Origin of the sequence: Pseudomonas meliae (assembly GCF_001400515.1) — a bacterium.
GTDB classification, from domain to species: domain Bacteria; phylum Pseudomonadota; class Gammaproteobacteria; order Pseudomonadales; family Pseudomonadaceae; genus Aquipseudomonas; species Aquipseudomonas amygdali.
The window spans coordinates 1-12,613 of the sequence record NZ_LJQT01000202.1 but is presented as its reverse complement, the minus strand read 5'-3'; the positions used below and the strand labels follow the sequence as shown (position 1 = coordinate 12,613).

The 12,613-nt window shown below is 59.2% G+C and carries 11 protein-coding genes and 1 pseudogene; 8 read left to right on the top strand and 4 right to left on the bottom strand.

The window, feature by feature from the left end; all coding sequences use genetic code 11:
• Window positions 1–141: 141 nt before the first annotated feature.
• The gene (locus ALO64_RS09050; protein ID WP_054991702.1) at window positions 142–2,529 is read right to left on the bottom strand and encodes a penicillin acylase family protein; all 2,388 of its coding nucleotides are present in this window, start codon (window positions 2,527–2,529) and stop codon (window positions 142–144) included.
• A gap of 270 nt (window positions 2,530–2,799) precedes the next feature.
• Between ALO64_RS09050 and ALO64_RS09045 the strand changes: the two genes are divergently transcribed.
• Window positions 2,800–3,741, top strand: coding sequence for a phospholipase BipL (locus ALO64_RS09045; protein WP_044344801.1), 942 nt, complete (start codon window positions 2,800–2,802; stop codon window positions 3,739–3,741).
• 14 nt (window positions 3,742–3,755) lie between these two features.
• On the opposite strand, the gene ALO64_RS09040 is transcribed toward ALO64_RS09045, so the two are convergent.
• Complete coding sequence (locus ALO64_RS09040) at window positions 3,756–4,508, bottom strand: DUF2059 domain-containing protein (protein WP_044344802.1); 753 nt, start codon at window positions 4,506–4,508, stop codon at window positions 3,756–3,758.
• 141 nt (window positions 4,509–4,649) lie between these two features.
• Between ALO64_RS09040 and ALO64_RS09035 the strand changes: the two genes are divergently transcribed.
• Both ALO64_RS09035 and ALO64_RS09030 read left to right on the top strand, forming a co-directional pair.
• On the top strand, window positions 4,650–5,285 hold the full coding sequence (locus ALO64_RS09035) for a 2OG-Fe(II) oxygenase (RefSeq protein ID WP_005733639.1): 636 nt from the start codon (window positions 4,650–4,652) through the stop codon (window positions 5,283–5,285).
• A 136-nt stretch (window positions 5,286–5,421) separates the two neighbouring features.
• Window positions 5,422–5,859: a DUF4399 domain-containing protein gene (locus tag ALO64_RS09030; RefSeq protein ID WP_002555755.1), complete on the top strand. Its 438-nt coding sequence runs from the start codon at window positions 5,422–5,424 to the stop codon at window positions 5,857–5,859.
• A 122-nt stretch (window positions 5,860–5,981) separates the two neighbouring features.
• Here the strand turns inward: ALO64_RS09030 and serA are convergent, their stop codons facing one another.
• On the bottom strand, window positions 5,982–7,211 hold the full coding sequence (serA, locus tag ALO64_RS09025; RefSeq protein ID WP_002555754.1) for a phosphoglycerate dehydrogenase: 1,230 nt from the start codon (window positions 7,209–7,211) through the stop codon (window positions 5,982–5,984).
• Window positions 7,212–7,371: 160 nt separating this feature from the next.
• On the opposite strand from serA, the gene ALO64_RS09020 reads away from it, so the two are divergent.
• The 4 genes from ALO64_RS09020 to ALO64_RS09005 all read left to right on the top strand — a co-directional run bounded on the left by ALO64_RS09020 (window position 7,372) and on the right by ALO64_RS09005 (window position 11,657).
• Window positions 7,372–8,766 carry an FAD-binding oxidoreductase gene (locus tag ALO64_RS09020; RefSeq protein WP_002555753.1) on the top strand — a complete coding sequence of 465 codons (1,395 nt, stop codon included), beginning with the start codon at window positions 7,372–7,374 and terminating at the stop codon, window positions 8,764–8,766.
• 66 nt (window positions 8,767–8,832) lie between these two features.
• Window positions 8,833–9,498, top strand: a complete 666-nt coding sequence (locus tag ALO64_RS09015; protein WP_002555752.1) for a fumarylacetoacetate hydrolase family protein — start codon at window positions 8,833–8,835, stop codon at window positions 9,496–9,498.
• Between the two features lie 182 nt (window positions 9,499–9,680).
• Complete coding sequence (locus tag ALO64_RS09010; protein WP_010217056.1) at window positions 9,681–10,625, top strand: SdiA-regulated domain-containing protein; 945 nt, start codon at window positions 9,681–9,683, stop codon at window positions 10,623–10,625.
• Between the two features lie 126 nt (window positions 10,626–10,751).
• Window positions 10,752–11,657 carry an SdiA-regulated domain-containing protein gene (locus tag ALO64_RS09005; RefSeq protein ID WP_044344804.1) on the top strand — a complete coding sequence of 302 codons (906 nt, stop codon included), beginning with the start codon at window positions 10,752–10,754 and terminating at the stop codon, window positions 11,655–11,657.
• A 45-nt stretch (window positions 11,658–11,702) separates the two neighbouring features.
• On the opposite strand, the pseudogene rpiA reads toward ALO64_RS09005, so the two are convergent.
• Window positions 11,703–12,375, bottom strand: a pseudogene (gene rpiA / locus ALO64_RS09000) (ribose-5-phosphate isomerase RpiA).
• 163 nt (window positions 12,376–12,538) lie between these two features.
• Between rpiA and ALO64_RS26800 the strand changes: the two are divergent.
• A partial coding sequence (locus ALO64_RS26800; RefSeq protein WP_375232590.1) for a hypothetical protein occupies window positions 12,539–12,613 on the top strand: 75 nt, incomplete at its 3' end.

The following is a 12,613-nucleotide window of genomic DNA, read 5'->3' as shown; positions in this document are numbered from 1 at the left end:
GAAAGGCATGCCAACGCGGAGCATTGGAACGATAGTCAACCCCGGTTGTGCCTGATGTACCGTGCGTGAAGGTTTCACTGTCGGTTCCCGACAGTTCGCGAGCAAGCTCGCTCCCACGAGAAGCCTCATTTCCGGGCTCGGCTATTCCCTCGGCACTAACCGTAAAACCCCTTCCGTATGCTCTGCCACGTCTTTCTCGCTAAAGCGCTGTGGCACGTACTCGCCACTCACAAACGCCTTGGCCTGATCCGAATAATGCTTGTCGAACGGCACGCCGCTTTGTCCCACCGGATTTATCCCCAGGCTGTGCGCCGGGTCGGCGAAGTCGATGAGGCGGCGGGTCGAAGGGCCGTAGCCGACAGGCCACGGGGCAGGGCGGATGCTGGATGACAGGTTGTTCGGCACTTCATGGGTGCCCGGCGCTGCATACGGACCAACGTTGAAGATCATATCCAGCGGCTTTTGCGACCCCATCGGGTGACCCTGAGTAAGGGTGTGTGCCTTGCCCCACACCCATTCATCCGGGTTGGTGCCGTACAGCGACCGCAAGTGCGACACGCTGGCTCGCCAGGCTACCTTGACGGTATTGGCGCGGCTTTCTTCATGGGGTGAATTGCGATTGTTCCACCACGGCGAATCGGCATCGGCGGCCAGACGCGGCAGGGCGGCGTCCAGTACGCGGGTCGACAGCAGCGTTTCGAACATCGTATCGCCCAGTTCGTCGTGGAATGTTTCTTCCGTCAGGTCGAACAGGAACTGGTTGAACAGTGTGGCACCCACCGAATCAACGGGGTAATCGCCTTTCCAGCTGGCCAGCCGCTCCACGAGGGCGATTTCGTCCGGGTCGCTGACAACGCTGCGCAGTACCGGAATCAGCGGTTTGAGAATGCTCGGTGCGTAATCGGTCTGCGTGCCCAGTTGCAGCGCCTTGCTGGCGGCCAGGTCCCACTTGATGGTGGAGTCGCTCAGTTGCCGGTTCAGCTCCTGACCGCGCTCGGCCGGGTTGTAGTAACCCGGAATCTGCATGCCGGTCGGCGACAGCGGCTGGAAGTTGGCGGACACGATGTAGCCACGCGCCGGGTTTTCTTCGTGCGGGTTGGCGCTGAACGGGTAAAAGCCGAGCTTATCGGCCTGTGCCGTGCTGCCGTCCAGAATGAAGCTCGGGTTGACGCCTTGCGGACGAATCGGCAGTTGCGCCGCAGCCCACCAACCGATATCACCTTTGGCATTGGCCCAGACAATGTTGAGGCCCGGCGACTGGATCTTCTCGGCGGCGCTGCGCATTTTATCCAACGTGTCGGCGCGGTTGGCCTCGTAGAAACCATCCAGCACCGGGTTGGCGGACACCAGAAATGACCACCACATCGCGATTGGCGTCTGGCCGGCGTTCTTGCCCATCAAATTGTTGACGATCGGTCCGTGCGGCGATTCGAGCAGCGTCAGTGTGACCGGGGCCTGGCCCTTGACGGTGATCTGCTGCTCGGTACGCTTCATGTCCACCCATTGCCCGTGATACCAGACCTGATTGGGGTTATCAGGATTGGTCTTCTCGGCGATCAGGTCCACGTCATCGTTCTGGAACATGGTCAGGCTCCAGCCGAAATCCATGTTGTGGCCCAGAAACGCGAACGGATTGAGCCCCGGAAAGTGTCCGTACAGCTCAAAACCCGGCGCAGAAAGCTGTGCTTCGTACCATACCGAAGGCACCGAGAAACGGATGTGCGGGTCGCCCGCCAGTATCGGTTTGCCGCTTTGCGTACGGCTGCCGGAAATCACCCAGGCGTTGCTGCCCTCGAACTGCGGCAGACCTGCGCCTTCCAGCGCTTTGTGGCTCAGCTGGGCCAACTGCGCCAGGCCTTTCCAGTCGGCGCTGGCCAATGCCGGTTTAGAACCGAGCATGCCGTCCGGATGCCAGTCCAGATCAAACACTTTCAAATACTGCGGGCCCAGTTGATCGCGCACATACGTCAGCAATGGTTCGGTTCTGAATGCTGCCGCAAAGCTGTACGCCAGATAGCCACCGATGCTCACGGTGTCTTCGGTAGTGAAGCGCCGCTTGGGAATACCCAGCGCGTCGAACTCCATCGGTCGTGCGTGGGTGTCCTGATACTGATTGACGCCGTCGATGTAGGCTTCCAGCGCTTTCCAGGTCGGGGTGTTCTTGTCCTGGCGTGCAACATACGCGTCGGCATGCTCGCGAATACGCAGTGTGCGAAACAGTTTGTCGGTCTCGACCAGGTTCGGCCCGAGTATCTCCGCCAGTTCGCCACGCGCGAGACGCCGCAGCATTTCCATCTGGAACAGCCGGTCCTGAGCATGGGCATAGCCGAGCGCGCGGTAAAGGTCGGCTTCGCTCTCGGCGCGGATGTGCGGCACGCCACGCTCGTCGTAGCGCAGGGTGACGGGGGCCTGAAGACGGCTCATGGCGATCTCGCCGTCACGTACCGGCAGTTTGCTATTTACGTACCAGCCCGCGCCACCCGCAAGCAGGGCGAAGATGATGGCTAGAATGAAGAGGCTGCGTTTCATCCGGTTTCTCTGTAAATGGCGTAGGCGGGAATTAAGACTATCGTTGTGACGCGGTTGATTCGATGAAACCCGACACAAGAGCCCGTTCGAAACGGCTTCAGGGCGAATTCGGGCAGGTGAGCTCGCGAGCATCGCCCAGTGTGCAGACAGCAATGTGCACGTTCAATGACAGATGTCTGCGATTACAGCCGCTTAGCTTGCCATGCCGGGGCAGACAGAAGAATATCGTTACACAAGTTTACGAGTCATTTGTTGAAATCTGGAAACCACATGTCCGTCACGTTCGACCCCGATAACCTGCGTGCCAGCCTGCTGCCGCTGAGCGTTATTGATTCGCTTTCCATGGAGGGACTGGCCTATCAGCGCTTCTACGGTCTTGCCGGACTGTGTGGCGAAAACGTCATACGCAGCTGGCTGGGGCGCCTCGATGTGGCGGGCTATGAGGTGGTCGGGCAGGTCTGGCTGCCTGACAATCCGGTCGCCACGCTGTTTCTGTTTCACGGCTTCTATGACCACATGGGCCTGTACCGGCATGTGATCGAGTGGGCTCTGGAGCAAGGCTTTGCCGTGATCGCCTGCGACCTGCCGGGGCATGGTCTGTCGAGCGGCAGTCGCGCCTGTATCAATGACTTCGCCGAATACCAACTGGTGTTGCAACGTCTGCTGTCTGAAGCCGAAGGCCTTGGGCTGCCACATCCCTGGCACCTGTGCGGACAAAGCATGGGCGGTGCCATCGTTACCGATCACCTGCTCCATCAGGAGCACGACACGCCTGCGCAAGGTGAGGTAATCCTGCTGGCACCGCTGGTCAGGCCAAGGGCCTGGGGATGGTCGCGGTTGAGTTATCACCTGCTCAAACCGTTCGTAAACGGCATTGCCCGGCGTTTCACCGAAAACTCCAATGCGCCTGCGTTCCTGCCTTTTCTCCTGGCGGACCCTTTGCAGCCGCGTCGCCTGCCCACTGCCTGGGTCGGCGCGTTGTCGCAATGGATTGTGCGTATTGAGCGCGCGCCGCGGAGCCTGCGCAGCCCGTTGATCATTCAGGGCGAGGCGGACCTGACGGTCGACTGGTCTCACAACCTCACGGTTCTGAAAGGCAAGTTCAGCCAGCCGCAGATCCTGATGCTGGGGCACGCCCGGCATCATCTGGCCAATGAATCGCCGGAGTTACGGGCAAGGTACTTTGATTTTCTGGAAGGGCGTTTGCGCTAAGCCGTCGGTACCGATCAGGGATTCAGGCTCGACGCACTCTGCCCGACTGCCAGACCGGCGCGAATCGCAGCCAGTGCGGCCTGATAATAGGCTTTGCCTTCCGGCGACTCGGCGAAGGTCGAGAACTCTTCAAGTTCAGGGTCGGACAGGTCGCGGTACACATACAGCAGCGTGTTGTTCAGGTCGGCGCTGATCCGCGCCATCAGGCGCTCGCGCTGGCCTTCGAGCATGCCCTGCGCCTGGCCTCCACCGAGCAGGCCGGGAATCATCTGGCTCAGGCTGTCGGCGGCAACGCCTGCGATGGCAAGGCTGACTTCCGCGCCGGCCTCTCTGGCCGGCAGTGCCTGGGCCAGATGGCCGATCAACAACTGACGCGTTGCATCCGCTTCGATATGCGGCAGCCCTTGCGCGTGCTTGGCCAGTTGGTCGGCGCGGGTTGCGGTCAGTTCGGCGTTGACGATCTTGCGACCCAGCGGCGACTGAAAAAATTGCAGCGACGGTGTGGGGTCCTTGAGGCTTTCACGCAGGCGCCTGGACGCGCGCTGGTCCATGGCCTGGGGGGAAAAACGCTGATTGCTGTTATTGACCAGCGCTTGATAAACCGCAGGCGGCAGGTTGTTGCTGTAGCGCTGTTGGGCAGCCTTGAGAGCATCGTTGAAATGCGCGCGCTGTTCCGGCCAGCCTGCGGCCTTGTACAACTGATCGTAGCTGTCTGCCCAGGCAGGGGAGGTGCAGAACATCAACAGCAAAACAAACAAACGACGCATTGGGGACTCCTGTCGGCAGGCCGCTATTCTCCGGGTGTTAGCGTGGATTTGTCGAGTTATGAGTGCCGTCGGCGAGTGAAATCTCACGCGTGTGATACCACATGTATACGCCTCTGTCGGATTTCATGGCTTATCGATACTATGCACGCCATGCGCATACCCTCTGACCACCCACTGCTGTTGCGAATCGTCGACGACCTGGCCGCCAACGGCTGGTCGCAGCAGAATATTTTCCTGCCCGAAGCTCTGACTCTTGAACTTGAGCAAGAGTGCCGAAAACGTGCTGCCGAAGGCGAGCTCGAGCCTGCCGCTATTGGCAAGGGCGCAGCGCAGGAAATACGCGAAGGCATTCGTGGTGACCGCATTCAGTGGCTTGAAGCGGGGCAGGTGCAGTGTTGCGACAGCTATCTGGAATTGATGGAAAGCCTGCGTCAGGCGCTCAATCGCGGCCTTTTCCTGGGGCTGGAGGACTACGAAAGCCATTTTGCGCTGTATCCACCGGGTGCCCGCTACCTCAGGCATGTGGATCGCTTTCGCGATGATGACAAGCGCATGGTGTCGGCGGTGCTTTACCTCAACAATGCCTGGCTGCCCGAGCATGGCGGCCAGTTGCGCATGTACCTCAAGGACGATGTGGCTTACGACGTCCAGCCTACAGGCGGTTGCCTGGTGGTTTTTCTGTCCGGTGATATTCCCCATGAAGTCATGCCTGCCAGCCGTGATCGACTGTCACTGACGGGCTGGTTCAGGCGCCGCGGTAACGAGCTGTTTCAGTGACCTGTTGCCTGTTCATGAAAACTGTTTCATCAATGCAGTGAGCCATTGAGCCCGGCTGCGGTCTATCTTGAGCACTCCTGAACCGACAGATTTGTTGTGTGAGGGTCGACTTACGTCAACTGCAACCGGAGCAATCATGAAATCCTTATTTTCTGGAACGATGGTCGCGGGCCTGTTGCTCAGCGCATCCATGCTGGTCAGCGCCGCCGATATGCCACGCACTGCATCCCCTGAAGGCGCCGAGGTGTACATCATCTCGCCCAAGGACGGTGAAACCGTGACCTCACCGTTCAAGGTGCAATTCGGTCTCAAAGGCATGGGCGTCGCACCTGCGGGTGTGGATGTTCCCGATACCGGTCACCATCACCTGCTGATCGATGTGAACGACCAGCCAGCGATGGATGCGCCGCTGCCGGTCAGTGACAACATCCGTCACTTCGGCAAGGGCCAGACCGAAACCGAAATCAACCTGCCGCCTGGTCAGCACACATTGCAATTGCTGATGGGCGACAAAGGCCACATGCCACTGAACCCGTCGGTCGAGTCGAAGAAGATCACGATCAATGTGAAGTAGGGCTGTCAGTGCTTGTATGACGCAGAGCGTCACGAACGGCATTCCCACGCTGGAGCGTGAGGAACGATAGGTGCCCGGAAGAACACTGATCGTGCCCACACGGGGTGGGCACGGCGCTCGGGTCAGAACAAAACGCGGCTGCGGATGGTGCCTTTGATCTGTTGCAGCTTAGCCTGGGCAAGGTCGGAGTACTCGGCGTCGACGTCGATGACCACGTAACCGACTTTCTCGTTGGTCTGCAGGAACTGACCGGAGATGTTGATGCCGTTCTCGGCGAAGACCTTGTTGATCTCGCTGAGCACGCCCGGGATGTTCTCGTGGATGTGCAGCAGGCGATGCTTGCCAGGGTGAGCAGGCAAGGCCACTTCCGGGAAGTTGACCGACGATACCGACGTACCGTTGTCGCTGTACTTGACCAGCTTTTCTGCGACTTCCAGACCGATGTTGGCCTGCGCTTCGGCAGTGGAACCGCCGATGTGCGGGGTCAGGATCACGTTGTCCAGGCCACGCAGCGGGCTTTCGAAGATGTCGTCGTTCGAGCGTGGCTCGACCGGGAACACGTCGATTGCAGCGCCGATCAGGTGCTTGTCCTTGATCGCGTCGGCCAGGGCGTCCAGCTCAACGACTGTGCCGCGAGCCGCGTTGATCAGGATGCTGCCCTTTTTCATCGCGCGAATTTCTTTTTCGCCGATCATCCACTGGGTTTCCGAGGTTTCCGGCACGTGCAGGGTAACGATATCGGACATGCCCAGCAGCTCGTTCAGGCTGGACACCTGAGTCGCGTTGCCCAGTGGCAGCTTGGTCAGCGTGTCGTAGAAGTACACCTGCATGCCCAGGCCTTCGGCCAGCACCGACAACTGCGTACCAATCGAGCCATAGCCAATGATGCCGAGCTTCTTGCCACGGATTTCGAACGAGTTGGCCGCGCTTTTGATCCAGCCGCCACGGTGGCATGAAGCGTTCTTCTCAGGGATACCGCGCAGCAGCAGGATCGCCTCGGCCAGCACCAGTTCTGCTACCGAGCGGGTGTTGGAGTAGGGCGCATTGAACACTGCAATACCGCGCTCACGCGCTGCATTGAGGTCAACCTGGTTGGTGCCGATGCAGAAGCAGCCGACGGCAACCAGTTTCTTGGCGCAATCGAACAGCTCTTCGGTCAACTGAGTGCGGGAGCGGATACCGATGAAGTGTGCGTCAGCGATCTTTTCTTTCAGTTCGGCTTCCGGCAGAGACTTGGTGTGGTACTCGATGCTGGTGTAGCCGGCTGCCTTGAGGACGTCGACAGCGGACTGATGGACGCCTTCGAGAAGAAGGAACTTGATCTTGCTCTTGTCGAGGGAAGTCTTGCTCATCTGCGTAAACCTGTGTCCCGAAGAAAATTGGCAGGGGGTGCCCGGTTCGGCTCTGGGCACGACTCACGGGGGGCGTATGCTAGCATATGAGCCCCGCGAAACCTCATCCCGAACGTGAACCGTTCTCAGGATGCCCATGAATCGTTCGAGGGTTGATTCAATGACCGATCGCGTTTTGATTGATGAGCTGCAGACCCTGGTTGACCCCGGCAAGGTACTCACCGATGCCGGTTCTCTGGAAACTTACGGCAAGGACTGGACCAAGCAGTTCACTCCTGCGCCACTGGCCATCGTATTCCCCAAGACCACCGAACAGGTGCAGGCCATCGTACGCTGGGCCAATGAGCGGCTCGTGGCGCTGGTGCCTTCGGGTGGACGAACCGGGCTTTCGGCGGCCGCGGTGGCTGCCAACGGTGAAGTGGTCGTCTCGTTCGATTACATGAATCAGGTGCTGGATCTGAATCTCACCGACCGGACGGCGGTCTGTCAGCCTGGCGTGATCACCCGGCAATTACAGGCGCTGGCTGAAGAGAGCGGCCTTTATTATCCGGTCGACTTCGCTTCTTCGGGCTCCAGCCAGATCGGCGGCAATATCGGCACCAATGCGGGCGGTATCAAGGTCATTCGCTACGGCATGACGCGCAATTGGGTCGCGGGCCTCAAGGTGGTCACCGGCAAGGGCGACCTGCTGGAGCTGAACAAGGACCTGATCAAGAACGCCACCGGCTACGATTTGCGCCAGTTGTTCATCGGTGCCGAAGGTACGCTGGGCTTTGTCGTCGAAGCGACCATGCGCCTGGACCGTGCGCCGAAGAACCTCACAGCGATGGTGCTGGGCACCTCGGACTTCAACTCGATCATGCCGGTGCTGCATGCCTTTCACGGCAAGCTCGACCTGACCGCCTTCGAATTCTTCTCGGACAAATCCTTCGCCCGGGTCATGGCGCGCGGTGATGTGCCGTCGCCTTTCGACACGCCATGCCCGTTCTATGTGTTGCTGGAGTTCGAAGCGACCACCGACGACCTGGCCGATCAGGCCCTGGCGACCTTCGAGCACTGCGTCGAGCAGGGTTGGGTGCTGGACGGCGTGATGAGCCAGAGCGAACAGCAATTACGCAACCTGTGGAAGCTACGCGAGTACATCTCCGAAACCATCTCGCACTTCACACCGTACAAAAACGATATCTCGGTCACTGTCTCGAAAGTGCCGGAGTTTCTGGCTGAAATCGACGCGATCGTTGCCGAACACTACCCAGACTTCGAAGTGCTTTGGTACGGCCACATTGGCGACGGCAACCTGCACCTGAACATCCTCAAGCCCGAAGGCCTCGACAAGAACGAGTTCTTCGTCAAATGTGCCCGGGTCAACAAGTGGGTATTCGAGACTGTCGAAAAGTACAACGGCTCGATTTCGGCCGAGCATGGTGTCGGGATGACCAAACGTGACTATTTAACGTACAGTCGCTCGCCGATCGAAATCGAATACATGAAGGCGTTGAAAGCGGTGTTCGATCCCAACGGGATCATGAATCCCGGCAAAATCTTCGCCGTTTGATCCGTCGCAACCTTTTGATCCGTCGCAACAATAAGCAGGCTACCTCTTACAGCCTCAGGAGACGTCATGAGCTACCAGCACAAATATGTCGATGGCACCAACATTCACTTCCCGCTGGGTAAAGTGGTCTGCATCGGGCGTAACTACGCCGAACACGCCAAGGAACTGGGCAACGCGGTGCCTACCGAGCCACTGCTGTTCATGAAACCCGGCAGCGCGGTGGTTGCGCTGGAGGGTGGCTTCACTATCCCGGCAGACCGCGGCTCGGTGCATTACGAAGCAGAGATCGTGGTGTTGATCGGCAAGCCCCTGAGCAAGAACCCTTCGCGCGAAGAAGTGCTGGACGCGATCAGCGGCTTTGCGCCCGGCCTGGACCTGACCCTGCGTGACGTGCAGTCGCGTCTGCGTGAGAAAGGCCTTCCATGGGAGCTGGCCAAGTGTTTCGACGGCGCTGCGGTGATTCCGCCGTTCGTGCCCGCCGAGACCTTCCCAGATCTGGAGGACATCGGTATCCGCCTGACCCTCAATGGCAAGGTGGTTCAAGACGGCAACAGCAACATGATGCTCAACCCGATCGTGCCGATGATCCAGCACATGGCAGCCAACTTCTCGCTGCAGGCCGGTGACCTGATCATGACCGGCACGCCTGCCGGTGTCGGGCCGTTCGAAGCCGGCGACCAGATCGCGCTGGAACTGGTCGGGCAGACGCCGTTCGAGAGCGTCGTCAGGTAACCCGACAGCATCTTCAGGCTGCACCCAAAGCCACGCGGGATCACTCCCGGGTGGCTTTTGTTTGTGGAGTGACTGATAGTTCAGCCGATTTTGCGTTTTTTTCACACCTGTTCTGGATAATCCGGCCGTCCCTGCAAGGGCACCACGTCGTCATGAAGTCTCATTTGCTCAGGAACACATGAATGGCCAGTACTGCCGCAACGCCGCCTCGTAACAAAAAACGCTTCGCTTACTTACGCAACATGCGCTGGTACTCGTGGTTGTTAGTGGTTGTCTTGCTGGGCTATGGGCTGGCCTTCATCATGCATTGGGATGATCGCGCGCTGCTCTGGTTTCAGGAGCGGTTCGAGAGCAAGGCAGGTCGTCACGCCAGTATCTGGCTGCCGGACTACCATGTGGATATCGACGCAAAGGTGCTGCCGGGCATGGAAAAGGACGAGGCGTCGGACCTGTCCTATAACCCGGTGACCAAAACGCTGTTTGCGGTCATGGGCAAAAATGCGTTTCTGGTGGAGCTGACGCTCACGGGCGATGTACTGCGCAAGATCCCGCTGGTGGGCTGGAGCAATCCGGAAGGTGTTGCCGTCATGAACGATGGCCTGATTGCGATCACTGATGAGCGCCAACACAAGTTGACCATCGTTAAAGTGAACGCCGACACCACCACCCTGAACATCGCGGATTTCCCCCAGTACGAACTGGGCAAGTCTGCCAACCAGAACAAGGGCTTCGAAGGTATCGCCTGGGACCCGCAGCGTCAGCAGCTGATACTGGGCGAGGAGCGACCTCCCGCGCTGTACACCTGGAAAAGTGATGGCAGTGACGTGCTGAAAGGCGACAAGCAACCGCTGTCGAGTCGCTCGCTGGACATGCGCAATCTGTCGTCATTGAGCATCGACCCGCGCACCGGCCACATGCTCGCGCTGTCTGCCGATTCGCACTTGTTGCTAGAAGTCGACGAGCAAGGCGAGCAGGTAAGCTTCATGACCCTGCTGGGCGGCATGAACGGTTTGAAGGACACAATTCCGCGCGCAGAAGGCGTGGCCCTTGATGAGGCCGGTACGCTGTACATGGTCAGCGAACCGAACCTGTTCTATTCGTTTCACCGGGCGCTTCACAAGCACTGAGCCAGGACGGCAACTACACAGGTCGCCGATACACAATCGGCAAAAATATAGCACCATGCCATTAAGCTTGCTTTCAGGATGGCATGGTATCAATCCCGTCCGCTCAATCTGTTCGAGTCACCCTTCATGCGTCGCTCTACTTGCTCTTTAGTCCTGCTTCTGGCCCTTGTACCCCTGATCGTTGTGTTCGTGATCGCCAATCAGCGATACCGCTATGTTGAAAGTGCCCTGTTCGACTGGCAGGTGTTCTGGCAGTCCGACTCGCTTCAGTCCATTGGCCTGGATCAGTACCGCGTCGTCACCGAAGCACAGGTGATCGACGGGCTGCAGGATGATGTCTCGGGCCTGAGCTACGACCCGGACCGCAAGAGCCTGTTTACGGTGACCAACCAGACCCCCGAACTGGTCGAGCTGAGCCTGGACGGTCGTGTGCTGCGGCGCATTCCGCTGGTCGGGTTCGGTGATGCCGAGGCTGTCGAATACATCAGCCCGGGCACTTATGTGATCAGCGATGAGCGCCGGCTCCGGCTGATTCAGATTCACGTCGATGACAACACCAAAAGTCTGGACGCCACCCAGGCAGAACAATTGACGCTGGGCATCACCGCCAGTGGCAACAAGGGCTATGAAGGGCTGGCCTATGATTCGGTCGGCAAGCGCCTGTTTGTCGCCCGCGAGCGTGATCCGGTGCAGATCATCGAAGTGCGCGGCTTTCCCAGAACCAACTCCGAGGCTCCCGGCAATCTGCAGGTCATCTCCAACAGCAAGCGCGATGGCCGACTGTCGGTTCGTGACCTTTCCAGCCTGCAATTCGATGAAACCAGCGGCCATTTGCTGGCCTTGTCCGATGAGTCGAAGCGCATTCTTGAACTCGACACCAGCGGTCATCCGATTGGCAGCGGCTCGCTGGCAAAAGGGGCGATGGGGCTGAGCAAGGACGTGCCGCAGGCTGAAGGGATGGCTATGGACGCAGAAGGGACGCTGTATCTGGTGAGCGAGCCGAACCTGTTTTACGTGTTCCGCAAGCCTTGAGCCTGTGAGGGGCATGCCCACCTTGCGTGGGCACGACCGGTTTTATCAGCGCGTCAGGGTTTTCACGCCTTCGGTGGTGCCCAGCAGCAACAGGTCGGCCGGACGGGCGGCGAACAGGCCATTGGTGACCACGCCGACGATGGCGTTGATCTGTGCTTCCAGCTCCACCGGATTGGTGATGCTCATGTTGTGCACATCAATGATGATATTGCCGTTGTCGGTTAGAACACCTTCGCGATAAACAGGGTCGCCGCCCAGTTTCACCAGTTGTCGCGCAACGTGGCTGCGGGCCATCGGAATGACTTCGACCGGCAGCGGGAACGCGCCCAGCACCGGCACCAGCTTGCTGCCGTCGGCGATGCAGATGAAGGTCTTGGCCACGGCCGCNNACGATTTTCTCGCGAGTCAGTGCCGCGCCGCCGCCCTTGATCAGGTTCAGGTGCTCGTCGCTTTCGTCGGCTCCGTCGACATAGAACTCCAGATCGCTGACCGTGTTCAGCTCATACACCGGAATGCCATGGCCCTTGAGGCGCGCGGCGGTAGCTTCCGAGCTGGCGACTGCGCCATCGAATGCCGCCTTGTGTTTAGCCAGCGCATCAATAAAGCAATTGGCCGTGGAGCCGGTGCCGACGCCCACAATGCTTTTGTCATCGAGCTTCGGAAGGATGAAGTCGACAGCTGCCTGGGCGACTGCCTGTTTGAGTTGATCCTGGGTCATGCGGGCTCCACGGTGCCTGATGTAGGTAAAAAGAGGGGGTATGTAAAAAAGGTCCGCATTATAGCGGCGACTGCGCCGCAAAGCCCTGTCATTCGTATGGTCGTCTTTCGGTGCGCAGAGTAGACTTCCCGACCTTGCCCGCTTCGTCAGTGATGCCACCCCGATGCTTGAACAGTACGTCAAGAAAATCCTCACCTCTCGCGTGTACGACGTGGCGGTCGAAACCCCGCTGCACGGC

Excerpts from the sequence above, each read along its gene's own strand:
- ALO64_RS09010 (WP_010217056.1), top strand. The coding sequence starts at position 9,681 with ATGGCCAGTACTGCCGCAACGCCGCCTCGTAACAAAAAACGCTTCGCT.
- serA (WP_002555754.1), bottom strand. The coding sequence starts at position 7,211 with ATGAGCAAGACTTCCCTCGACAAGAGCAAGATCAAGTTCCTTCTTCTC.
- ALO64_RS09035 (WP_005733639.1), top strand. The coding sequence starts at position 4,650 with ATGCACGCCATGCGCATACCCTCTGACCACCCACTGCTGTTGCGAATC.
- ALO64_RS09030 (WP_002555755.1), top strand. The coding sequence starts at position 5,422 with ATGAAATCCTTATTTTCTGGAACGATGGTCGCGGGCCTGTTGCTCAGC.
- ALO64_RS09020 (WP_002555753.1), top strand. The coding sequence starts at position 7,372 with ATGACCGATCGCGTTTTGATTGATGAGCTGCAGACCCTGGTTGACCCC.
- ALO64_RS09005 (WP_044344804.1), top strand. The coding sequence starts at position 10,752 with ATGCGTCGCTCTACTTGCTCTTTAGTCCTGCTTCTGGCCCTTGTACCC.
- ALO64_RS09040 (WP_044344802.1), bottom strand. The coding sequence starts at position 4,508 with ATGCGTCGTTTGTTTGTTTTGCTGTTGATGTTCTGCACCTCCCCTGCC.
- ALO64_RS09015 (WP_002555752.1), top strand. The coding sequence starts at position 8,833 with ATGAGCTACCAGCACAAATATGTCGATGGCACCAACATTCACTTCCCG.
- ALO64_RS09045 (WP_044344801.1), top strand. The coding sequence starts at position 2,800 with ATGTCCGTCACGTTCGACCCCGATAACCTGCGTGCCAGCCTGCTGCCG.
- ALO64_RS09050 (WP_054991702.1), bottom strand. The coding sequence starts at position 2,529 with ATGAAACGCAGCCTCTTCATTCTAGCCATCATCTTCGCCCTGCTTGCG.